Source organism: Halobacteriovoraceae bacterium (genome assembly GCA_020635115.1).
Taxonomy (GTDB): Bacteria; Bdellovibrionota; Bacteriovoracia; order Bacteriovoracales; family Bacteriovoracaceae; genus JACKAK01.
In genome coordinates this window covers 211790-237748 of the sequence record JACKAK010000001.1, presented here as the reverse complement: position 1 = coordinate 237748, position 25959 = coordinate 211790, and the positions used below count along the sequence as shown (strand labels likewise).

The window sequence follows — 25959 nt, the reverse complement described above, 5'->3', positions numbered from 1 at the left end:
AAATGAAAAGGACTGAATTTTCAACATTTGTTAAAAATCTTGGGCTTAGCGATTCTCTTCCCAAGGATGTATTTGATGAAACGATGAAAATTTCAGGGTTTGAAGCAAGGTTTAAATCCTTACAGCAAAATCTTTCATTAAATAATATTGAATCTTTTTATATTCTCTTAGCTTTTCACATCCAATTTAATGATCTTCTTGATGAATTTATCAAATTTAAAGGTTCATCCGAAAAACTGGGACGACTTAGATTTCTGTTTGAATCAATTACTGAACAAGTGGCAATTAAGTCGATTGTCTATGATTATCTAAGAGGCATAGATATTACTCAATCCAATTTATACTTTCATATTAGTGAAATAAAACCAATCCACTCATTTCCAATTTGGAACCAAGGAACAATTGAAAGCTTTTTGAACCTAACCACTCTTCGGGAGTCATCCTTAGAATTACTTAAAGATGAATTTGAGTTTAGAAATATTTTTGAAATTGCTCGAATCCTTCATGAGAAAAATTTGAGATTTTTCCGGGTAATTGCCAAGGTAGAAAATATCAATGAATATGAAAATTTGAGATGTTTTACTCTTATTACCGGAAATGTTCTATTACTAGATGAAGACAAAATAATTATTGATAAAGAGATCATTCAAACTGGTGGAATTCTAATTCTATCTAAAGAATACACTAAATATATCATGCCTCTAGTGATAGAGAGCAAAGTTTCAGGTCTTGAGTTATGGGAAGGATTTAACCAGCAATTTAATTTAGATTTATCAAATGATGAAGTTTCCAAGCTTGCTTCAATTTACCCTTTAAGTTTTAAAAACATCTACCATATTTGCCTAGAGGCCTCTTGTGGTTTTGGCAAAGTTACAAAAAATGAAGTTTTAAAACTTGCTAAAAAATACAATAATATTGATATCGAAAAATACACCAGAAAAGTCAGACCTAATTATATGTTTGAAGACTGTGTTCTTCCAGAAAAAACAAAATTGCGCCTCCATGAAATCGTTATGTTTATCTCCTCTCAAATGAAAAGAAAAAAGCTATCGCATTTTGCTAGTCATGAAAGAGGTCTCGCAACGGTTTGTGTTTTTAAGGGTTCAAGTGGAACTGGAAAAACCATGGCAGCTGAGGCCCTGGCAAATGAACTTGGAGTTGATCTGTACCGGGTTGATTTAGCGTCTGTCACGAGTAAATATGTTGGAGAGACACAAAAGAATTTGGGAAGAATCTTTAAAAGTGCCAAAGGTTGTGGGGGGATAATCTTTTTTGATGAGGGAGAGTCTCTTTTTTCAAAGAGGATGAATGCAAAGTCCAGTAATGATAAGTATGCAAATTTAGAAGTGAATTATCTACTCCAGGAGTTAGAGAACTTTGATGGGACAGTGATTATTTCAACAAATAACGCGGATCAAATAGATCCTGCCTTCCTAAGAAGAATAACTTTTGATTTAACTTTTCCAAAACCTAATGAAAAAGCAAAGTTACAGATTTGGAAAGATCATTTGAAGAATAATTTTGGGATTTCAGCAGATGTGGATTTGAAGTTTCTTTCAGAAATGACAGTTACCGGTGGAATTATTAAAAACATTTGTAATTTAGCGCTTTCTAAGTCTATATTGCGCGAAGAGGAAGTGAAGATGAAAGATATTCTCTATGGAATTCGACTTGAGTTTCAAAAGCTTCAAATCGAGCTTTATGAGGATGATTTTAATAATAAACAGTGGTGGAAGCATGTTTCGCCTAGTTGGGAGAAGATAAATTCGATGAAAGTTCTTAAAGAAATCGAAGGGGTGCAGTGATGGGAAATGATCATAAACCTGCTTTTTTATATCTATTACCGAAGAGCGATGGTGGGAAAGGTAAATCTGTCAAAATTGAATTGGTTAGTATTGATAATTTAGGAGTTTCATTTGATGTGCTAGAAACATCTAAGTTTACTGAACAGAAATATATAAAAGAACTTTTACCTACAACCAGTGAGAAGCCAGGTCGGGTTGTTTTGGAAATTCAGCCAACTAAAACTGATAACTTAAATGGACTTGAAATATTATCGTCACTTCATAAAAAAATAAAAGTTAATTTTTGTGAAGAAAATGACCCATTATTGAAAAGTTACAAAACAGACATGCAGATTATATTTTCAAATGAAATCGGGGAATTTAAGTATGATTTAATTGGTGCTTTTCCTTTGGGATTTTCATTTCAAAATGTTGGTGAAGGGAGCAATCATAATGTAAGTTTGGTCATACACTATGATTTTATTGAAAATTCAAAGCGACCTTCTTAGGACGCTACGAGGTAGAAATGTACAATCTATTTGCATTTGAAAATACTAATTGTCTTAAAGTTGAAAGGATGAGTGATCTTACGACAGGTCTGAAAGTAGATTATTGTCTCCATTCAAGGTGTATACATAAAACGAAAGAAGAATTAGGAAAAGATAATAAAGATGTACTTCCTCCTAATCGGCCAAAAGAAAATCCAGAACCTGATTTAGATGATAATTGGAATCAAATTGGGTATCTTTCATCTTTTTCATGTCCTGCTGAGTTTGAGCTAACTATATCTACAAGTTCTATCGCCAAGACTGTATCTGCAATCAAAAGATTATTTGAAATCTATGATTCCACATCAAATGAAAATCAAAATCTTAAAAATGCGAGGATCATTTACTCAAAAGAGAACTCATTGGATAAGACAGATTCATTTATTTATTCACTTGAGCTTGAAGAATGCTATATTGTTGACATCAAGTGGATTTTGACACATGGACAGAACCATCGAATATGTGTTTCTTTAGCATGTAGTGATGTTAATTTAAGTTTTAATTGTGAAACGAGTAATTTTGATTTAAAAGAATCTTCCGTTTATAAAAATAAGAATATGGACTCAATTGTATTAAAGAAAATCAAGCCTTTTGGGGAAAATAAATATTCAGTAATGCGAAATATAGAAAACTCTGAAGTTTATAAATTTATGCCATTATTTCTTAATAGTGAGTACACTATCGCATCTTATCAAGATGAAAAAATTTATTACCCTGATGGGAATAATGAAGAAAAAAAAGACCTAAAATATCCAAAGCTTTTTGATGATTCGGATAAAATTCAGAATATATTTAAAAACACTCATTTCATAAACTACCCTATAAGAGCTGATTTTAACAATAATCAAATAATGTATCTGTCATTTAATATTTTTCCTTCGAGTAAGAATACTGGGAAATATATACTATCAGATATAAATGCATTTAACTTATTCACATTGTTAGTCCTTAGAAGCTACAAAGATAAAAGTATAATTCCTCAGTCAAATAGTTCTACAGAATTTAATTTGGAAGTTGAGGAAGAGAGTTATGTCCTTAGAAAAGAAGAGGAAAAAACAACTGCATATGAAGACATTCTAGAATTTATAAATAATTTATTTTATTTCAAAGATCCATTGGATCAAGAATTTGAACTTCTGTACCATCCCGATATCCAAAATAAATTAGAAACGAATCTACTTTCATCCTTTGAGGTTGAAGATAAGGTTTTTAAAATAAACTCAGAAGATATGCGTGATTTCTTCTATTCTTCAATGGGTAGTATATTTTTAAAAGAAGAAAAAGACGATAAAGACTTGAATGATAGAAGTGGCGTTGACAAATTTCGTCCATATATGCTTGCTGTTCCGCTAGGGAAAGGTCAGTATTTCTTTGGGAGAATTAAAGATTTTGAAAGCGCGTGTTGTGAGTATAATTCATTTGGTATTCCTACTAGAATCGAGTGTAGATTGGCGATTATAGGTTATTCAAAGTTAAATTGAAGGTTAGTTATGATACTTATTGCATCAATGTATATGTATTCTCAAAATAAAGACTTGCAACTAGAAGCGAGTTTAAAGAAAATAAGCAGATCTATTCATGTGAATTATCTGGGAAATGAAGAAGAATTTCTACAACGATACTACTATGCATATATCAAATACAAGGACGGAGATCATGAGAGTATTGAAAGATCACTTGTAGTTCCTAGAAATAATCCAGATCTTAACTATGAAAAATCTAAAGGCGCAGAAGTACTTAGGATAGATTTAGAAGCCACGGCAAGTAGTAGTGTTTCTTGGATTGACTTGCCATCAACTCAGATAGAGTTTGAATTTTACGATAAAAAAATAAAAAGTGAAGAACCCGATTTAAGCGTTGCTCAAGATTTACGAAATCTTTATCTTAACAATAGGAAAGGCAGGGATGGTGGAAAATATGGAAAGAGAACACTTCCTGATGATTATCCAAATGGAATTGAAAATGTTGCGATCTCAAAGCATATTGTAGGGGTATTTCATCTAAGATATAGGAACGATAAAAAAAAAGGTACTGGTTGGTATTGGGTTCCAGTCGCTTTTGGAGACATGTCATCCCTTGCAGTGCAAGCGTTACCTGGAAGGAAGAATTTTTACAAAGTTACTATGAAAATCCTAGATTTTACAGCGATGTTAAATTTAAAAACGTTTGAAGAAAATATTGATATGAAAAAATATCATGAGATTATTGATACTCCTTATAAAAAAGGAGAAAGCAAAGAGGATATCGCTCAAAAAGAAGCCAATAAAACTAAAAGAAAGGAAGGTAGGAATTGATGAAACTAAGATTATTTATTCAGTTAGTCTTATTTGTTCTTTTTTCACAGCTTAATGCAGAAGAAATGCTCCCAATTGCCTATGGAACTTCACATTTTAATAAATATTACGCTGAAGCTGTGAAAAAGTTAAACTTTGATCCAAGAAAAGCAAAGCAATATGAGTCTGAGAAGAAAAAATTCTTAAAAGAGACAAAATATACTCACCCAAAAACAATAAGTGAAGTAGCTTTAAAAGCTGAATTTTTACAAAAATATTTAGATAAACATCCTGAGTCAGTTCCAGCTCTAATTTCTTACATAAAAATTCTCAACGATCCATCATTGAATCCATCAAAAATGTTTGAAAATCCTTTTTTTGATAAACATGATTTTCTCGATACAAATTCTTTAAGAGCACTTCTTTTAAATAGTAGTGCTAAAGAAGTTGTTGAGGAAGTAGCAATATATACAAAATGTTATTTTGAAGAATGTACAACACTTCTAAAGTATATGGATCATTTTCCTGAGCTTAAAGAACTTAAAGATCTGATACAAATTAATTATAATTTAAATTTTGGTCCAGATAAACTAAATGCTTTAAATAAATTAGAGAGAATTTTCAACAATAAAAAAAGTCACTATCCCTTTATAGTTCTTTGGGTCTCGATGACAAATATTTGGGATCCAAATATTTGGGATTCCAAAGATGATTTAGAGGCTTTGAAAAGAATGAATAAATTACTTGAACTAAATTTTAAAATTCATTCACAGTTTTTAAATGATTTTCCGGACAGTAGCTATATTGCGAGAATTTTTCATCAAGCTTTAGAGGTTTATTTCAATTTGAATGATAATTTATATAAGAAATATCTCTCCATGCTTAAAAGCAAATACGCAAATAAAAAAGAACTTCTGCTAAGTCTGGAAATAACTGATTCAGTCTTAAAAAAAGACACAAAAAAAATGCTATCTCTTGCTGAAAACATTAAATTGGGAGATTGCCTACTTTCTACATGTTACGAATATTTAGGTGATAGTCTTGCGAAAACAAGTGCATTGCCAAAGGATTTAAAAACTAAACTTGGAAGCTATTTTTTGGCAGCATCAGCGAACTCAAGGCATTTTTATTCAGATATTGAAGACTATATGACAAGGACTTTTTCAGGAGAAGGAAATTCAATTGGTTTAAATTTAGAAATTGAACCTTATCAAAAATATTATGCATCAGCAATGCCTCTAGCTAAGGAGATTGTCTATAATTGTGTTTATCCATACGTTCAAGCGATGAATCGAAATGTTCATTTGAAAATAGATGATCAGGCCTGTTTTGAAATGTATAAAAAAGTAAGAAAATACAGTGATCAAATGGCAGACAATATAATGGAGATGTACAATTATATTGTTTTTGAAACGCAAACAACGTCGAGAGCTTTGAATAATCTTAAAGAGTATTTAGAGTTTAAAGAAATGCCTTTAAGACCCGCATGGTTTGATATATGGGCAACAACATCTCTTAAATTTAAATCAATTGAAAGTTACGAGGAAGATGTGAAAAGGTGGATGAAGCAGTATCCAGAGGAAATAGTTTTCAAGTGTAAAAATTATGCCATTCAACGTCGTCGTGGCAATTTTGAACTTTTGAAAACTAAAGAAGCATTTGAATTAGCGAAAAAAGTACAGCATCTTACTCACGAGGCCTGGAAAAAAGGAGAGAGGTACTCATATGAAAATCCAGGAGGCTTGCCTATTAATAGACAATGCATTTCGCCCTCACTGAGCATATATAAATTTAATAATCTAGAATTTACAAGCGGAGTAGAACAAAACACTTCCAACTGGGTTCAGTTTTCACATGTTCTTGAGGATAAAATTTACCATGGGAAAATAAAAGAGTTTCATGAATATTACAAAAAATATAGAAATAAAATGGATTATTCAGATGTATATTTTTCAGTGGATTACGATATTTTTGATACTTTACTTTCTTTTAGATATCAGCTTACTAAAGAGGAACAGAAGTTTTATGAGAAAGGAGTTGAGTATGTTGCAACCAATGTGGACACCTTGGATCCGATTGTGAATATGAGATACGCTATTCAGCTTGCAGAGAGAAAGAATAGAGATTGTAAAAAAGTTGAGTTTTATGCAAATAGAGCTTCAAGAAGGCTGCCTAAATCTAACTCTCCTGAATTTGGACAGCTAGAAAATGATATTAGAAAAAATCTCTTAAAATTATCACTTAATTGTGGCTTTCTCCTTATACGAGAGGGATCAGAGGAGCCAGATTTGTGAACATAAAAATGAAATTAATAATATTTTTAATATCTTTATTATCTTCAAATCTTTGGGCAGAAGAAATGCTCCCAATTGCCTATGGAACTTCACACTTTAATAAATATTACGCTGAAGTTGTGAAGAAGCTAAACTTTGATCCAAGAAAAGCAAAGCAATATGAGTCTGAAAAGAAAAAATTCTTAGAAGAGACAAAATATACTCACCCAAAAACAATAAGTGAAGTAGCTTTAAAAGCTGAATTTTTACAAAAATATTTAGATAAACATCCTGAGTCAGTTCCAGCTCTAATTTCTTACATAAAAATTCTCAACGATCCATCATTGAATCCATCAAAAATGTTTGAAAATCCTTTTTTTGATAAACATGATTTTCTCGATACAAATTCTTTAAGAGCACTTCTTTTAAATAGTAGTGCTAAAGAAGTTGTTGAGGAAGTAGCAATATATACAAAATGTTATTTTGAAGAATGTACAACACTTCTAAAGTATATGGATCATTTTCCTGAGCTTAAAGAACTTAAGGATCTGATACAAATTGATTATAATTTAAATTTTGGTACAGATAAACTAAATTCTATAAATAAATTAGAGAGAATTTTCAACAATAAAAAAAGTCACTATCCCTTTATAGTTCTTTGGGTCTCAATGACAAATATTTGGGATCCAAATATTTGGGATTCCAAAGATGATTTAGAAGCTTTGAAAAGAATGAATAAATTACTTGAACTAAATTTTAAAATTCATTCACAGTTTTTAAATGATTTTCCGGACAGTAGCTATATTGCGAGAATTTTTCATCAAGCTTTAGAGGTTTATTTCAATTTGAATGATAATTTATATAAGAAATATCTCTCCATGCTTAAAAGCAAATACGCAAATAAAAAAGAACTTCTGCTAAGTCTGGAAATAACTGATTCAGTCTTAAAAAAAGACACAAAAAAAATGCTATCTCTTGCTGAAAACATTAAATTGGGAGATTGCCTACTTTCTACATGTTACGAATATTTAGGTGATAGTCTTGCGAAAACAAGTGCATTGCCAAAGGATTTAAAAACTAAACTTGGAAGCTATTTTTTGGCAGCATCAGCGAACTCAAGGCATTTTTATTCAGATATTGAAGACTATATGACAAGGACTTTTTCAGGAGAAGGAAATTCAATTGGTTTAAATTTAGAAATTGAACCTTATCAAAAATATTATGCATCAGCAATGCCTCTAGCTAAGGAGATTGTCTATAATTGTGTTTATCCATACGTTCAAGCGATGAATCGAAATGTTCATTTGAAAATAGATGATCAGGCCTGTTTTGAAATGTATAAAAAAGTAAGAAAATACAGTGATCAAATGGCAGACAATATAATGGAGATGTACAATTATATTGTTTTTGAAACGCAAACAACGTCGAGAGCTTTGAATAATCTTAAAGAGTATTTAGAGTTTAAAGAAATGCCTTTAAGACCTGCATGGTTTGATATATGGGCAACAACATCTCTTAAATTTAAAACAGATGAAAGTTACGATGAAGATGTGAAAAGGTGGATGAAGCAGTATCCAGAGGAAATCGTTTTTAAGTGTAAAAATTATGCCAATCAACGTAGTCGTGGCAATTTTGAACCTTTGAAAACCAAAGAAGCATTTGAATTAGCGAAAAAAGTGCAGCATCTTACTCACGAGGCCTGGAAAAAAGGAGAGAGGTACTCATATGAAAATCCAGGAGGCTTGCCTATTAATAGACAATGCATTTCGCCCTCACTGAGCATATATAAATTTAATAATCTAGAATTTACAAGCGGAGTAGAACAAAACACTTCCAACTGGGTTCAGTTTTCACATGTTCTTGAGGATAAAATTTACCATGGGAAAATAAAAGAGTTTCATGAATATTACAAAAAATATAGAAATAAAATGGATTATTCAGATGTATATTTTTCAGTGGATTACGATATTTTTGATACTTTACTTTCTTTTAGATATCAGCTTACTAAAGAGGAACAGAAGTTTTATGAGAAAGGAGTTGAGTATGTTGCAACCAATGTGGACACCTTGGATCCGATTGTGAATATGAGATACGCTATTCAGCTTGCAGAGAGAAAGAATAGAGATTGTAAAAAAGTTGAGTTTTATGCAAATAGAGCTTCAAGAAGGCTGCCTAAATCTAACTCACCTAACTTTGGACAGCTAGAAAATGATATTAGAAAAAATCTCTTAAAGTTATCTCTTAACTGTGGGTTTCCTCTTGCTTTAGAGGGATCAGAGGAGCCAGATTTGTGAACATAAAAATGAAATTAATAATATTTTTAATATCTTTATTATCTTCAAATCTTTGGGCAGAAGAAATGCTCCCAATTGCCTATGGAACTTCACACTTTAATAAATATTACGCTGAAGTTGTGAAGAAGCTAAACTTTGATCCAAGAAAAGCAAAGCAATATGAGTCTGAAAAGAAAAAATTCTTAGAAGAGACAAAATATACTCACCCAAAAACAATAAGTGAAGTAGCTTTAAAAGCTGAATTTTTACAAAAATATTTAGATAAACATCCTGAGTCAGTTCCAGCTCTAATTTCTTACATAAAAATTCTCAACGATCCATCATTGAATCCATCAAAAATGTTTGAAAATCCTTTTTTTGATAAACATGACTTTCTCGATACAAATTCTTTAAGAGCACTACTTTTAAATAGTAGTGCTAAAGAAGTTGTTGAGGAAGTAGCAATATATACAAAATGTTATTTTGAAGAATGTATAACACTTCTTAAGCATATGGATCATTTTCCTGAGCTTAAAGAACTTAAGGATCTGATGCAAATTGATTATAATTTAAATTTTGGTCCAGATAAACTAAATGCTTTAAATAAATTAGAGAGAATTTTCAACAATAAAAAAAGTCACTATCCCTTTATAGTTCTTTGGGTCTCGATGACAAATATTTGGGATCCAAATATTTGGGATTCCAAAGATGATTTAGAGGCTTTGAAAAGAATGAATAAATTACTTGAACTAAATTTTAAAATTCATTCACAGTTTTTAAATGATTTTCCGGACAGTAGCTATATTGCGAGAATTTTTCATCAAGCTTTAGAGGTTTATTTCAATTTGAATGATAATTTATATAAGAAATATCTCTCCATGCTTAAAAGCAAATACGCAAATAAAAAAGAACTTCTGCTAAGTCTGGAAATAACTGATTCAGTCTTAAAAAAAGACACAAAAAAAATGCTATCTCTTGCTGAAAACATTAAATTGGGAGATTGCCTACTTTCTACATGTTACGAATATTTAGGTGATAGTCTTGCGAAAACAAGTGCATTGCCAAAGGATTTAAAAACTAAACTTGGAAGCTATTTTTTGGCAGCATCAGCGAACTCAAGGCATTTTTATTCAGATATTGAAGACTATATGACAAGGACTTTTTCAGGAGAAGGAAATTCAATTGGTTTAAATTTAGAAATTGAACCTTATCAAAAATATTATGCATCAGCAATGCCTCTAGCTAAGGAGATTGTCTATAATTGTGTTTATCCATACGTTCAAGCGATGAATCGAAATGTTCATTTGAAAATAGATGATCAGGCCTGTTTTGAAATGTATAAAAAAGTAAGAAAATACAGTGATCAAATGGCAGACAATATAATGGAGATGTACAATTATATTGTTTTTGAAACGCAAACAACGTCGAGAGCTTTGAATAATCTTAAAGAGTATTTAGAGTTTAAAGAAATGCCTTTAAGACCTGCATGGTTTGATATATGGGCAACAACATCTCTTAAATTTAAAACAGATGAAAGTTACGATGAAGATGTGAAAAGGTGGATGAAGCAGTATCCAGAGGAAATCGTTTTTAAGTGTAAAAATTATGCCAATCAACGTAGTCGTGGCAATTTTGAACCTTTGAAAACCAAAGAAGCATTTGAATTAGCGAAAAAAGTGCAGCATCTTACTCACGAGGCCTGGAAAAAAGGAGAGAGGTACTCATATGAAAATCCAGGAGGCTTGCCTATTAATAGACAATGCATTTCGCCCTCACTGAGCATATATAAATTTAATAATCTAGAATTTACAAGCGGAGTAGAACAAAACACTTCCAACTGGGTTCAGTTTTCACATGTTCTTGAGGATAAAATTTACCATGGGAAAATAAAAGAGTTTCATGAATATTACAAAAAATATAGAAATAAAATGGATTATTCAGATGTATATTTTTCAGTGGATTACGATATTTTTGATACTTTACTTTCTTTTAGATATCAGCTTACTAAAGAGGAACAGAAGTTTTATGAGAAAGGAGTTGAGTATGTTGCAACCAATGTGGACACCTTGGATCCGATTGTGAATATGAGATACGCTATTCAGCTTGCAGAGAGAAAGAATAGAGATTGTAAAAAAGTTGAGTTTTATGCAAATAGAGCTTCAAGAAGGCTGCCTAAATCTAACTCACCTAACTTTGGACAGCTAGAAAATGATATTAGAAAAAATCTCTTAAAGTTATCTCTTAACTGTGGGTTTCCTCTTGCTTTAGAGGGATCAGAGGAGCCAGATTTGTGAACATAAAAATGAAATTAATAATATTTTTAATATCTTTATTATCTTCAAATCTTTGGGCAGAAGAAATGCTCCCAATTGCCTATGGAACTTCACACTTTAATAAATATTACGCTGAAGTTGTGAAGAAGCTAAACTTTGATCCAAGAAAAGCAAAGCAATATGAGTCTGAAAAGAAAAAATTCTTAAAAGAGACAAAATATACTCACCCAAAAACAATAAGTGAAGTAGCTTTAAAAGCTGAATTTTTACAAAAATATTTAGATAAACATCCTGAGTCAGTTCCAGCTCTAATTTCTTACATAAAAATTCTCAACGATCCATCATTGAATCCATCAAAAATGTTTGAAAATCCTTTTTTTGATAAACATGACTTTCTCGATACAAATTCTTTAAGAGCACTACTTTTAAATAGTAGTGCTAAAGAAGTTGTTGAGGAAGTAGCAATATATACAAAATGTTATTTTGAAGAATGTATAACACTTCTTAAGCATATGGATCATTTTCCTGAGCTTAAAGAACTTAAGGATCTGATGCAAATTGATTATAATTTAAATTTTGGTCCAGATAAACTAAATGCTTTAAATAAATTAGAGAGAATTTTCAACAATAAAAAAAGTCACTATCCCTTTATAGTTCTTTGGGTCTCGATGACAAATATTTGGGATCCAAATATTTGGGATTCCAAAGATGATTTAGAGGCTTTGAAAAGAATGAATAAATTACTTGAACTAAATTTTAAAATTCATTCACAGTTTTTAAATGATTTTCCGGACAGTAGCTATATTGCGAGAATTTTTCATCAAGCTTTAGAGGTTTATTTCAATTTGAATGATAATTTATATAAGAAATATCTCTCCATGCTTAAAAGCAAATACGCAAATAAAAAAGAACTTCTGCTAAGTCTGGAAATAACTGATTCAGTCTTAAAAAAAGACACAAAAAAAATGCTATCTCTTGCTGAAAACATTAAATTGGGAGATTGCCTACTTTCTACATGTTACGAATATTTAGGTGATAGTCTTGCGAAAACAAGTGCATTGCCAAAGGATTTAAAAACTAAACTTGGAAGCTATTTTTTGGCAGCATCAGCGAACTCAAGGCATTTTTATTCAGATATTGAAGACTATATGACAAGGACTTTTTCAGGAGAAGGAAATTCAATTGGTTTAAATTTAGAAATTGAACCTTATCAAAAATATTATGCATCAGCAATGCCTCTAGCTAAGGAGATTGTCTATAATTGTGTTTATCCATACGTTCAAGCGATGAATCGAAATGTTCATTTGAAAATAGATGATCAGGCCTGTTTTGAAATGTATAAAAAAGTAAGAAAATACAGTGATCAAATGGCAGACAATATAATGGAGATGTACAATTATATTGTTTTTGAAACGCAAACAACGTCGAGAGCTTTGAATAATCTTAAAGAGTATTTAGAGTTTAAAGAAATGCCTTTAAGACCTGCATGGTTTGATATATGGGCAACAACATCTCTTAAATTTAAAACAGATGAAAGTTACGATGAAGATGTGAAAAGGTGGATGAAGCAGTATCCAGAGGAAATCGTTTTTAAGTGTAAAAATTATGCCAATCAACGTAGTCGTGGCAATTTTGAACCTTTGAAAACCAAAGAAGCATTTGAATTAGCGAAAAAAGTGCAGCATCTTACTCACGAGGCCTGGAAAAAAGGAGAGAGGTACTCATATGAAAATCCAGGAGGCTTGCCTATTAATAGACAATGCATTTCGCCCTCACTGAGCATATATAAATTTAATAATCTAGAATTTACAAGCGGAGTAGAACAAAACACTTCCAACTGGGTTCAGTTTTCACATGTTCTTGAGGATAAAATTTACCATGGGAAAATAAAAGAGTTTCATGAATATTACAAAAAATATAGAAATAAAATGGATTATTCAGATGTATATTTTTCAGTGGATTACGATATTTTTGATACTTTACTTTCTTTTAGATATCAGCTTACTAAAGAGGAACAGAAGTTTTATGAGAAAGGAGTTGAGTATGTTGCAACCAATGTGGACACCTTGGATCCGATTGTGAATATGAGATACGCTATTCAGCTTGCAGAGAGAAAGAATAGAGATTGTAAAAAAGTTGAGTTTTATGCAAATAGAGCTTCAAGAAGGCTGCCTAAATCTAACTCACCTAACTTTGGACAGCTAGAAAATGATATTAGAAAAAATCTCTTAAAGTTATCTCTTAACTGTGGGTTTCCTCTTGCTTTAGAGGGATCAGAGGAGCCAGATTTGTGAACATAAAAATGAAATTAATAATATTTTTAATATCTTTATTATCTTCAAATCTTTGGGCAGAAGAAATGCTCCCAATTGCCTATGGAACTTCACACTTTAATAAATATTACGCTGAAGTTGTGAAGAAGCTAAACTTTGATCCAAGAAAAGCAAAGCAATATGAGTCTGAAAAGAAAAAATTCTTAAAAGAGACAAAATATACTCACCCAAAAACAATAAGTGAAGTAGCTTTAAAAGCTGAATTTTTACAAAAATATTTAGATAAACATCCTGAGTCAGTTCCAGCTCTAGTTTTTTACATAAAAATTCTCAACGATCCATCATTGAATCCATCAAAAATGTTTGAAAATCCTTTTTTTGATAAACATGATTTTCTCGATACAAATTCTTTAAGAGCACTTCTTTTAAATAGTAGTGCTAAAGAAGTTGTTGAGGAAGTAGCAATATATACAAAATGTTATTTTGAAGAATGTACAACACTTCTAAAGTATATGGATCATTTTCCTGAGCTTAAAGAACTTAAAGATCTGATACAAATTAATTATAATTTAAATTTTGGTCCAGATAAACTAAATGCTTTAAATAAATTAGAGAGAATTTTCAACAATAAAAAAAGTCACTATCCCTTTATAGTTCTTTGGGTCTCGATGACAAATATTTGGGATCCAAATATTTGGGATTCCAAAGATGATTTAGAGGCTTTGAAAAGAATGAATAAATTACTTGAACTAAATTTTAAAATTCATTCACAGTTTTTAAATGATTTTCCGGACAGTAGCTATATTGCGAGAATTTTTCATCAAGCTTTAGAGGTTTATTTCAATTTGAATGATAATTTATATAAGAAATATCTCTCCATGCTTAAAAGCAAATACGCAAATAAAAAAGAACTTCTGCTAAGTCTGGAAATAACTGATTCAGTCTTAAAAAAAGACACAAAAAAAATGCTATCTCTTGCTGAAAACATTAAATTGGGAGATTGCCTACTTTCTACATGTTACGAATATTTAGGTGATAGTCTTGCGAAAACAAGTGCATTGCCAAAGGATTTAAAAACTAAACTTGGAAGCTATTTTTTGGCAGCATCAGCGAACTCAAGGCATTTTTATTCAGATATTGAAGACTATATGACAAGGACTTTTTCAGGAGAAGGAAATTCAATTGGTTTAAATTTAGAAATTGAACCTTATCAAAAATATTATGCATCAGCAATGCCTCTAGCTAAGGAGATTGTCTATAATTGTGTTTATCCATACGTTCAAGCGATGAATCGAAATGTTCATTTGAAAATAGATGATCAGGCCTGTTTTGAAATGTATAAAAAAGTAAGAAAATACAGTGATCAAATGGCAGACAATATAATGGAGATGTACAATTATATTGTTTTTGAAACGCAAACAACGTCGAGAGCTTTGAATAATCTTAAAGAGTATTTAGAGTTTAAAGAAATGCCTTTAAGACCCGCATGGTTTGATATATGGGCAACAACATCTCTTAAATTTAAATCAATTGAAAGTTACGAGGAAGATGTGAAAAGGTGGATGAAGCAGTATCCAGAGGAAATAGTTTTCAAGTGTAAAAATTATGCCATTCAACGTCGTCGTGGCAATTTTGAACTTTTGAAAACTAAAGAAGCATTTGAATTAGCGAAAAAAGTACAGCATCTTACTCACGAGGCCTGGAAAAAAGGAGAGAGGTACTCATATGAAAATCCAGGAGGCTTGCCTATTAATAGACAATGCATTTCGCCCTCACTGAGCATATATAAATTTAATAATCTAGAATTTACAAGCGGAGTAGAACAAAACACTTCCAACTGGGTTCAGTTTTCACATGTTCTTGAGGATAAAATTTACCATGGGAAAATAAAAGAGTTTCATGAATATTACAAAAAATATAGAAATAAAATGGATTATTCAGATGTATATTTTTCAGTGGATTACGATATTTTTGATACTTTACTTTCTTTTAGATATCAGCTTACTAAAGAGGAACAGAAGTTTTATGAGAAAGGAGTTGAGTATGTTGCAACCAATGTGGACACCTTGGATCCGATTGTGAATATGAGATACGCTATTCAGCTTGCAGAGAGAAAGAATAGAGATTGTAAAAAAGTTGAGTTTTATGCAAATAGAGCTTCAAGAAGGCTGCCTAAATCTAACTCACCTAACTTTGGACAGCTAGAAAATGATATTAGAAAAAATCTCTTAAAATTATCACTTAATTGTGGCTTTCTCCTTATACGAGAGGGATCAGAGGAGCCAGATTTGTGAACATAAAAATGAAATTAATAATATTTTTAATATCTTTATTATCTTCAAATCTTTGGGCAGAAGAAATGCTCCCAATTGCCTATGGAACTTCACACTTTAATAAATATTACGCTGAAGTTGTGAAGAAGCTAAACTTTGATCCAAGAAAAGCAAAGCAATATGAGTCTGAAAAGAAAAAATTCTTAAAAGAGACAAAATATACTCACCCAAAAACAATAAGTGAAGTAGCTTTAAAAGCTGAATTTTTACAAAAATATTTAGATAAACATCCTGAGTCAGTTCCAGCTCTAATTTCTTACATAAAAATTCTCAACGATCCATCATTGAATCCATCAAAAATGTTTGAAAATCCTTTTTTTGATAAACATGATTTTCTCGATACAAATTCTTTAAGAGCACTTCTTTTAAATAGTAGTGCTAAAGAAGTTGTTGAGGAAGTAGCAATATATACAAAATGTTATTTTGAAGAATGTACAACACTTCTAAAGTATATGGATCATTTTCCTGAGCTTAAAGAACTTAAAGATCTGATACAAATTAATTATAATTTAAATTTTGGTCCAGATAAACTAAATGCTTTAAATAAATTAGAGAGAATTTTCAACAATAAAAAAAGTCACTATCCCTTTATAGTTCTTTGGGTCTCGATGACAAATATTTGGGATCCAAATATTTGGGATTCCAAAGATGATTTAGAGGCTTTGAAAAGAATGAATAAATTACTTGAACTAAATTTTAAAATTCATTCACAGTTTTTAAATGATTTTCCGGACAGTAGCTATATTGCGAGAATTTTTCATCAAGCTTTAGAGGTTTATTTCAATTTGAATGATAATTTATATAAGAAATATCTCTCCATGCTTAAAAGCAAATACGCAAATAAAAAAGAACTTCTGCTAAGTCTGGAAATAACTGATTCAGTCTTAAAAAAAGACACAAAAAAAATGCTATCTCTTGCTGAAAACATTAAATTGGGAGATTGCCTACTTTCTACATGTTACGAATATTTAGGTGATAGTCTTGCGAAAACAAGTGCATTGCCAAAGGATTTAAAAACTAAACTTGGAAGCTATTTTTTGGCAGCATCAGCGAACTCAAGGCATTTTTATTCAGATATTGAAGACTATATGACAAGGACTTTTTCAGGAGAAGGAAATTCAATTGGTTTAAATTTAGAAATTGAACCTTATCAAAAATATTATGCATCAGCAATGCCTCTAGCTAAGGAGATTGTCTATAATTGTGTTTATCCATACGTTCAAGCGATGAATCGAAATGTTCATTTGAAAATAGATGATCAGGCCTGTTTTGAAATGTATAAAAAAGTAAGAAAATACAGTGATCAAATGGCAGACAATATAATGGAGATGTACAATTATATTGTTTTTGAAACGCAAACAACGTCGAGAGCTTTGAATAATCTTAAAGAGTATTTAGAGTTTAAAGAAATGCCTTTAAGACCTGCATGGTTTGATATATGGGCAACAACATCTCTTAAATTTAAAACAGATGAAAGTTACGATGAAGATGTGAAAAGGTGGATGAAGCAGTATCCAGAGGAAATCGTTTTTAAGTGTAAAAATTATGCCAATCAACGTAGTCGTGGCAATTTTGAACCTTTGAAAACCAAAGAAGCATTTGAATTAGCGAAAAAAGTGCAGCATCTTACTCACGAGGCCTGGAAAAAAGGAGAGAGGTACTCATATGAAAATCCAGGAGGCTTGCCTATTAATAGACAATGCATTTCGCCCTCACTGAGCATATATAAATTTAATAATCTAGAATTTACAAGCGGAGTAGAACAAAACACTTCCAACTGGGTTCAGTTTTCACATGTTCTTGAGGATAAAATTTACCATGGGAAAATAAAAGAGTTTCATGAATATTACAAAAAATATAGAAATAAAATGGATTATTCAGATGTATATTTTTCAGTGGATTACGATATTTTTGATACTTTACTTTCTTTTAGATATCAGCTTACTAAAGAGGAACAGAAGTTTTATGAGAAAGGAGTTGAGTATGTTGCAACCAATGTGGACACCTTGGATCCGATTGTGAATATGAGATACGCTATTCAGCTTGCAGAGAGAAAGAATAGAGATTGTAAAAAAGTTGAGTTTTATGCAAATAGAGCTTCAAGAAGGCTGCCTAAATCTAACTCACCTAACTTTGGACAGCTAGAAAATGATATTAGAAAAAATCTCTTAAAGTTATCTCTTAACTGTGGGTTTCCTCTTGCTTTAGAGGGATCAGAGGAATCAGATTCGGTACTGAAATATGAACGTTAAACTTTACGAAAATCAGACAAAAAGAACATTTCGAAAAGAAAATGGTTACACTAAATCATCAAGACAGACAGAGTCTCTTGAAGAACGTCGTAAACTTCTGAAAGCAATAAGTACTATGTCTTCTGAGAAGATATTGAGCAGAAATAATTTCACATACCGAGAAATATTTGTTTTCTATATGAATTCATTCCTAAAAGAGCTCAATATTTCAAAAAGAAATCATTCAGAGACAATGGGCATTCTTATCGAATATTTTTCAGGTGCTATAGTTTCATTCAATCATGGATATCAAAAATCTTTGAACAAATTTGTAAAACAACATGGAGTAAAAGGATTTAAAGGTAATCTAGATGGTGTACTTAACTTGAATTATAAGCAGTTGACCGAAAGCTTTAATGTTCTAAGTGGGGGGGCCAAGCAATCACAGGTTAAAGATTTCTACAATTATTTTTCTTCAATAAGAAATACTGATTCTACAGAGAGAGGTTTGTCTGATTTTTTATTGTTTTATGATGAATATACAATTCAGCTAAATGAAATTAAAAAACAAATGATCCAAAATACTGATGATATACCTGCTTACTTTATAGCTACTTTTATATTGTATATTGCACTTACTTTTTTTGTTCCTAACCCATTGGGTTGGTCTTTTGCGGTGAATGCCTTTATGCTCGGAATATGTATATATGATCTGGTTAAGTATAAAAATACTGGGAAATTTGAAGAATATTCTATCTTGAAAGATTTACCGGCAATACGTACATTGTATATATTGGTATTCTTTTTAGACTTATTGTACTCCGGGGTAGGAGTTTTAAAAGGCATTTCAACAATGAGTTCAAAATTATCTAATCTAACTAAATTTTCAAAAGTGTCAGAAGAAACAACATTAGCACTTAAAGGACACATTGAAAGCCTTGGAAAGGTTGAAGACCTTATCAGAAAAAAGAAAATTATTGGAGAAAGGGATCTATTAAAAATATATAGGCAAACAGTTCTAGAGTTTATACCAGGATTAAAAAATGCGAAAGTATTAGAACACGTAGCGAATTTATCAGAAGATGTTCTCAAAACTGGTGTTGAGCTTCATAAATCTATTGAGAAAGATAATTATGGATCTGCTTTAGCAGCAAAGAGTGGAAAACTTGTTTTCAGGGGTTTAGGTGTGGCAACTAAAGTTAAATATATCGATGACTTTCATTGGGGTATTTTTGAAAATTCTTTTAGGGGTTTGGATAAAAAGTTAAAATTAGATAAAGCTAATGTGTTTGAGGTGAAAGAAGAAGGATTACCTTTTGATAATCGTTTTAACAAATTTCATACTATTCCTCAAAACAAGTTTCAACTAGGTATATGAAATGCTAAGAAAAACGAGTAAATCATCTTTCGATGAAATACAACATTATACACCAACAGGGTTACAAAGAGGGGTCACGGGAAGCCCTGTGATGGTACTTGTGACAACATTTGAAGCTCCTGAAAAACCTGTTGAAATCTCCTCCTACAAACAACTTTGGAGCATTGTAAAAGATAAAAAGACCTTCATAGACAGATTGTGCCATGAATTTATTGACGCTTTTTTTCGTTTGGGTGGTAGAAGACTTATCCTAAAATTTATAAAAATCGAAAATGGAGACAAAAATTGTGGAGATCTCTATTTAAGTGAAGTACTTGGACATGATCGTTCATATGTTGACAGGTCAGGAATATATCTTCTGAGAAGTTATGAATCTCTTGGAGACCTCTTAGCTTTTCCTCAAGCATCAGTCCTTTTAGAAAAAGATAATTTGATAAAGTTTTATCAAAAAGTTAATGATCTCGTGTTAAGTCTTCCGATGATGATCGCGTTATTAGATGCACCAATTCATATAGGAACGCAGGAATTAAAAACATTTTCTGAAAAATTAAATGGATCAGATAGTGCATTATTTTATCCTTGGATTACCCTTGAAGATGGACCTGTCGCACCATCGGTACTTTTTCTAGCAATCTTTCAAATAAGTGATCTTCGTAATTCTATTTTGGGACCGATTGCAAACCAACCCCTACCACAAGACGTTTACCCTTCAAAAGTATTAAGCATTGAAGACGTTCGCTTTTTAAATGAAAATAGGGTTAATGTTATTAAAAAGAATTCTTCCGGGGATTTTATACTTTGGGGAAACTACACTTTGTCTTCAGATGATGAAACTTTATCTTCAAGAAGAACGCTAAAGGCAATTCGGGAATCATTAGTAAAAATAGCCGAGCCTTATGTTCTAGAGCATCAAGATACTGAGAGCTTACGATTATTAGAAGAAGATTTTTCAGAGTTCTTGCAAGAATTAGTAGATTTTAAAATCCTCTACCCAGGGTTAATTGATAACCAGAGCTTTATTGTAAATACTGAAATCAATAATAAAAAGTCAAAATACGATAATGGACTCTATATTGACGTGCAAATATGCATAGAAGAACCAGGCAAATTTATTAAACTCCAGATATAAATTATGCCTAATCCAGTAATTTTTCCGCACCATTTTTACAAGTTTCACTTTTTTCTTGATACTTTTTAAATCTAAATCCAAAACTAGGAATTTCACTGTTTGCAGTGCTATCTATACCTGCATAAACATTAAAAACTTCCGGAAATTCCCTGTACGTTGTCGTCTCACCTTTTGAAATTTGAATTCCTTTTAAATTTGCTGGAACTGAATCAGGAGTGATACTGTCTAAACGTCTAAGAATTTTTGAGACAAGTTCTTGGTTTAATTCTTCATCTGCTATCTTAATTTCAATTCCCAGACTTTTTGAAAGTGATTTAGCTTTCAAAAGATTTTTTTCTTCTGTGCTTTTAACCCTTGCAAAAAAATCACTTAGATCAACGACCGGGGCACCTTTAGTTATATCAATCACCACCTTCGTACCACTGAGACTTTCAATGATTTCAGAACTCTTTTTCTTAAAATGAACCTCTTTAATTTCTTTTAGTGTAGACTTGCCCATCTCTTCTATATTTTGAATATACTTTTCAACCAGTTCAGGATCAGTATTGAAAAATGGTTGCAATTTAAATTTAATTCCTTTTCTCTCAGAAAGTTGGTCTAGTTTTAATTGGATTTCAATCCATCTTCTTCTTCGCAATTCATTGTCACTTTTCATTTCTTCAAATCTGTTTACTCGACTTCCTGAAAAACTTGATGTCTTTGAATGATTCATTTTATTTTGCTGAGATCTTTTTTCCTGAAGTATCTTTATAGCGTTGTCTCTGATAGAACTCATGTTTTCTTTAAACTGTTGAAGCTTTTCGATCTTTTTTGTGCGCGACTCATAATTTGGAACTTCACTTGATTCACTCACCGCTTTCATGGAAGATTTTCTTTTTATAGATTCGACATGTCTGCTATATTGCTCGGTTTCAGTAGGAAAATATTCTTCAAAAACAGTAATTAAGTTTTCTACACCCTGAAGAATATAGACATCGGGTTGTTCCTTATTTTTTAACACCGCTAATTCAATCAATTTGGCAATATTTCCATTTCTATAGTACTCTGTAAATCTATTGTCTTGTTGTCCAGATGAATAGATATATTTCAAAGTCTGAATGACGAGATTAGATTTTTCTATGATTTTAAATTTTTGTGAGATGTTTGAAAGTTCACTATAAATACCAGAGTCCATAAGTAGAGCTACCTTTTTATGTTTGTATAAACTTCCAGTAGTCGAGAGCATCATTTTGAAGTAAATGGTCAATGTATGGTTGATATTGTCAGCAAACTGCACGACTTTTAATGGAGCAACATTTAAGTATTTCTTGCTTTTTATGTGTATAAAATCTTCATTTATATTTTCAAATAATAAATCAAAAGAATCCTTAAACTGGCCAAGAGTTTGAAGAAAAAATTCATTAATCATTTCTTGTGGGGGAAGTCCAAATTTTGATTCAAATAATGATAGGGAAGTGTGATCTAAATTTAAAAGCAGCTTTTCAATCCTTCTAGTCAATTCCTCTCTTTTTATTAGATGTTTAGCAATATACTGAAATTTTGGTTTATCTGGAGATGTTCTCAAATAATCCATAAACTCAGTATTTTCAACAGCTGCTTTTTGAATTTCATTATATAATTCAATAACTTGGATGTTTTCAGTTGAGTTGTTAATAACTTTTAATTCAACAAAATCTGAATCGTCTTCTATGGACATTATTAAAGTCGGAAAGCAGAAAAATAAAAAGAAAAATATCACCTTATGCTCTTTCATCATAATCCTATTTTTAAATGAGACAATTTTACTGTCCGATAAATTAATAGTTTGAAACCCATTTATCTGCAAGAAATATACCGTTTATTTATTTTCAATAAGTTAAGGCGTAATATAACAAAATGGGACGTTAAAAGTGATTTTTTTAGTTATAAAGCTCATTTATTACCTAAGAAACGAACAAAAGGTTTGCCTAGAGCTGACAATTGTCAAAAAATTATGCGCTATTAGTTTCTTAAAAGAATACAATCCGTTAACGAGTGATAGATTCTGCTAAATTATTAAACGAAGTAAATGATGAAAAAAATATTCTTTTTATTACTAATTTCAAATATTTCATATGGAGGTTCAGCTCCTTCAGCAAAGCTTTGCAAAATACTACATGATAGTTTTTTGGGAACATATTCCGCAGAGGAACTATGTAAAAAGTATGAAGGAAGGTTTTGCAGTAGTATGAAGACGATGGAGCAAGGAGTTTGTGCAGCAAATGGTAAGAGTTTTTGTGAATCTTATAGAAATAGTGGAGAAGCTTTGTGTGAGGCCGTGAATGCTCCGTTTTGCTCAAGCATAAAGACAATGGCCGGTGGTATTTGTTCAATTCTTGGAGAACCATTTTGTGATTCAGAAACGGATGCAATGGAATGGAAAAAGAAGCTAGCAACTGCCTGTAATTGGTAAAAAGTATATTAAAAATTAACTGATCCATCATCGTTAAATTCAAAATTGAAAATTCATCGTTTTTTGCTTTAGAAACTATATGAATTTATTAATGTAGTTTATATAGAGGAAAACTATCTGAAATTACGTAAAATTATCAATGTAGACCTATCTGGCTTGAATAATGCGTAATGTCATGATAAGTAAAGCTTAAATTTTTGATGAGGAAATTCCAAATGAGATCTTTATTCCTTTTTTTGATATTTATATCAGATGTCATTCTTGCAAATCCTATTGCGATTGAAGGGTGCGAAGTAACTTTATCCTCACAAAAAAAATATAAAACTGAAATTTATTTAAAAACGTTGGATGTACTCCATCGTTCAGATTACACATTAAATGGACAAGTTGAATTAGATGATTTTCAAAAACTACTGTTAAAAATAGCAAAAATTCGAGAAAGCTCAAATATTCTACAAAAAGGTAGATTTAAAGAGTTTGGAAGATTGCTAGACAAACTTGATCTCAAAGGACAAAAAATTCTTGTATTTGGTGAAGGACAAATTTCTCAACAAAAGTTCATACATGATCTTGGAAAATATACTAGGGACGAAAAGTTTAAGGCCCCTGAAGTTGATATTCCTAGTGATAAGTTTATTCCCTATTCATTTACTTTTTATGAAAACATTTTAGCAAATCAAAGACCTGGAGTTAGTCCTAATGTTTTAAAATCAAATTATCCAGTTGAAAAAGAATCTATTTTTGAAAGAAGCTCAAAAAAAGATGGATTTAGATCTAAAGATGAAATTTTAAGTTTATCTACTGAGTCATATCCCAAAGAACTCTATCAATCATCCTTTTCAGCTGGATTTGAAAATGTACATTTTATAAACTCTCCCTCGTCAGCTTATTTCAGACATAGAGATACAGAGTTTAAGAAAATAATAGAATCAAGTGATGTTATCTTAATTTATGCAACAAAAAACTATGAACAAACAATTGAGTCAATTAAGTATTTAAGCACTATAGTTAATGAAAATAACTCAAAAAAAATAATGATTATCTTAGATCATAATATTTCAAAAATCATTGGAGAAGGCGTAGAAATCAGTTCAGAAGAGTATGCTAGAATCATTTTAAATAATATCTATCCAGATTTTTTAAATAGTCAGTTGAAGGGAATGTTCCTTGGGGCATGGAAACTTGAATATGATATTTTGGGTAGAAAAAAATCTTCGCCAATTGAAGGACTATCTTCAAATGAATTGGGAGAGAATTTTAAACAACTTGAAAGGATGGCCAACGCTCAAAATGTAAAAAAACTAGAGGAGTTTTCTAAATCATTTATGTCTCAAATTAGTAAGGATATTTTTGATCAAGTCATACATAATCAGACTATTGATTTTCTGGTATCTCTCTTTACAAAAATAATTGAAAAAAACTCACAGAATTCATCTTCAATAAAATTGGATGACAAAATATTAGACGTCATGAAAGCAAATTTGAAAGAGTATGCAAAGTCTAATAAAAAAGGATTATCAGTAAAGGCAATGATCCAAGATTTAAGGTCAAATGCTCAAAGTGGAGATTATGTATCAGGAAATATATTATTTGAGTTTATTAATGAAATTGACATAGATATTGCTTTAAATGAGACATTAAATTCAATACTTCATCAACTTACTCAGTATGGAATAAATCAAACTAAATTTGAAGTACGTAAGCACGTCATAGAAGAACTAAGAAAAATGCAAGAAGATTGGTATCGAAATATTATTCAAACGACTACAGGTTATAATGGCAGTGAAGTAATTGATGATTTTAAGGAATTTGTAGAAAGAAACTTCATTTATTTTTTTGTGGGAAAAAGATCAGATGATATTTTAGTTGAAAATCGTCTAAAGGATTATTTTGTAGATACTTTTATTGGAAAAATAGTCCAGTCTCCTAAAGTAAAGAGGACCTGTCGTGATTCATTTGTCTTGGCCAGTACAGGGGCCTTTTTGGGTACTGTCTTGATGTTAGTTGATGTAGAGAATAAATCGAATGAAAAAAGAAATTTAAAAAAAGACTTAACTCCCTATGAGAAATATGAACCTTTTATAAACGGTTTTGCGACTGTTACAGGAATCTATGGTTTCTACACTATATTTAATGTTTTGAATGACTTTAGTTCAAAGAAAAAAGGACAATGTGACTTCGAAAAGAGTTATGCAGAGTCGTATTCTAAAAAAGGAATGAATGTATATAAAGAAATGCTGATGAATTTACAAAATTTGGAAGTAAGAAATATTCATGAATATGTGAGTGTATTTGAGGAAGCAAAAAAAATAGAAGCTAAAGTTCAACAAAATGTAAGTTTTAATCCGCGAAAAAATCCTCTGCTTACAGATATTTCGGTTGGTAAAATCAGTGAAGCTTATATATGGGAAAAGAAAAATAAGCAAAATCAAGTAAAGCAAGAGGAAGGCAAATCAAAAAGGAAATTCTTTAAACTTAGAAGGACCAAACAACAAAAGCAAGTTCAAGCGGCCGAAGAGTTAAAAGAAAGTGCGCCGAAAAAAAGATTTTTCAAAAAAAATAAGAAAGAAATTGAAGAAGTCTCAGATTCAAATGTTTTCATTGATGAGTTGATCAATGAAAAAGGTCCTTTAGTGGGTAAGGAAAAAGATAAAATTCTATCTGAATTGAATCAAATTTTAGAAAAACTAGATCAAGAATAAATATATATTATTTTATTTATCTCACTTTATTAAAGAAATGTTGACATTATTTATTCGT

The 25959-nt window shown here is 31.0% G+C and carries 15 protein-coding genes; 14 read left to right on the top strand and 1 reads right to left on the bottom strand.

Going from position 1 to position 25959, the window contains the following annotated elements; translation table 11 throughout:
* The first annotated feature begins 2 nt into the window (after nt 1-2).
* The 12 genes from H6622_01160 to H6622_01105 are packed head-to-tail and all read left to right on the top strand — an operon-like array spanning nt 3 to nt 20768.
* Nucleotides 3-1805: an ATP-binding protein gene (locus tag H6622_01160; protein ID MCB9060114.1), complete on the top strand. Its 1803-nt coding sequence runs from the start codon at nt 3-5 to the stop codon at nt 1803-1805.
* Nucleotides 1805-2293, top strand: a complete 489-nt coding sequence (locus H6622_01155; GenBank protein ID MCB9060113.1) for a hypothetical protein — start codon at nt 1805-1807, stop codon at nt 2291-2293. Before H6622_01160 ends, H6622_01155 begins: the two co-directional genes overlap by 1 nt.
* A gap of 17 nt (nt 2294-2310) precedes the next feature.
* The gene (locus H6622_01150) at nt 2311-3813 is read left to right on the top strand and encodes a hypothetical protein (protein MCB9060112.1); all 1503 of its coding nucleotides are present in this window, start codon (nt 2311-2313) and stop codon (nt 3811-3813) included.
* A gap of 9 nt (nt 3814-3822) precedes the next feature.
* Entirely contained in the window at nt 3823-4626 is an 804-nt protein-coding gene (locus H6622_01145; GenBank protein MCB9060111.1) for a hypothetical protein, read from the top strand.
* The gene (locus H6622_01140) at nt 4626-6899 is read left to right on the top strand and encodes a hypothetical protein (protein ID MCB9060110.1); all 2274 of its coding nucleotides are present in this window, start codon (nt 4626-4628) and stop codon (nt 6897-6899) included. Before H6622_01145 ends, H6622_01140 begins: the two co-directional genes overlap by 1 nt.
* Nucleotides 6896-9172, top strand: coding sequence for a hypothetical protein (locus tag H6622_01135; GenBank protein ID MCB9060109.1), 2277 nt, complete (start codon nt 6896-6898; stop codon nt 9170-9172). The genes H6622_01140 and H6622_01135 overlap by 4 nt, the downstream gene beginning before the upstream one ends.
* Nucleotides 9169-11445 carry a hypothetical protein gene (locus H6622_01130; GenBank protein MCB9060108.1) on the top strand — a complete coding sequence of 759 codons (2277 nt, stop codon included), beginning with the start codon at nt 9169-9171 and terminating at the stop codon, nt 11443-11445. The genes H6622_01135 and H6622_01130 overlap by 4 nt, the downstream gene beginning before the upstream one ends.
* Nucleotides 11442-13718 carry a hypothetical protein gene (locus H6622_01125; GenBank protein MCB9060107.1) on the top strand — a complete coding sequence of 759 codons (2277 nt, stop codon included), beginning with the start codon at nt 11442-11444 and terminating at the stop codon, nt 13716-13718. The genes H6622_01130 and H6622_01125 overlap by 4 nt, the downstream gene beginning before the upstream one ends.
* Entirely contained in the window at nt 13715-15991 is a 2277-nt protein-coding gene (locus H6622_01120) for a hypothetical protein (GenBank protein MCB9060106.1), read from the top strand. The genes H6622_01125 and H6622_01120 overlap by 4 nt, the downstream gene beginning before the upstream one ends.
* Nucleotides 15988-18282: a hypothetical protein gene (locus tag H6622_01115; protein MCB9060105.1), complete on the top strand. Its 2295-nt coding sequence runs from the start codon at nt 15988-15990 to the stop codon at nt 18280-18282. The genes H6622_01120 and H6622_01115 overlap by 4 nt, the downstream gene beginning before the upstream one ends.
* The gene (locus H6622_01110) at nt 18272-19639 is read left to right on the top strand and encodes a hypothetical protein (GenBank protein MCB9060104.1); all 1368 of its coding nucleotides are present in this window, start codon (nt 18272-18274) and stop codon (nt 19637-19639) included. Before H6622_01115 ends, H6622_01110 begins: the two co-directional genes overlap by 11 nt.
* A 1-nt stretch (nt 19640) precedes the next feature.
* Nucleotides 19641-20768: a hypothetical protein gene (locus H6622_01105; protein ID MCB9060103.1), complete on the top strand. Its 1128-nt coding sequence runs from the start codon at nt 19641-19643 to the stop codon at nt 20766-20768.
* Between the two features lie 7 nt (nt 20769-20775).
* Here the strand turns inward: H6622_01105 and H6622_01100 are convergent, their stop codons facing one another.
* The gene (locus tag H6622_01100; protein MCB9060102.1) at nt 20776-22464 is read right to left on the bottom strand and encodes a hypothetical protein; all 1689 of its coding nucleotides are present in this window, start codon (nt 22462-22464) and stop codon (nt 20776-20778) included.
* Nucleotides 22465-22818: 354 nt separating this feature from the next.
* Here H6622_01100 and H6622_01095 point away from each other — a divergent pair, with 354 nt between their 5' ends.
* Both H6622_01095 and H6622_01090 read left to right on the top strand, forming a co-directional pair.
* Nucleotides 22819-23199 (top strand): hypothetical protein, encoded by a 381-nt coding sequence (locus H6622_01095; protein ID MCB9060101.1) that lies wholly within the window; start codon nt 22819-22821, stop codon nt 23197-23199.
* Nucleotides 23200-23414: 215 nt separating this feature from the next.
* Complete coding sequence (locus H6622_01090) at nt 23415-25901, top strand: hypothetical protein (protein ID MCB9060100.1); 2487 nt, start codon at nt 23415-23417, stop codon at nt 25899-25901.
* Nucleotides 25902-25959 lie beyond the last annotated feature (58 nt).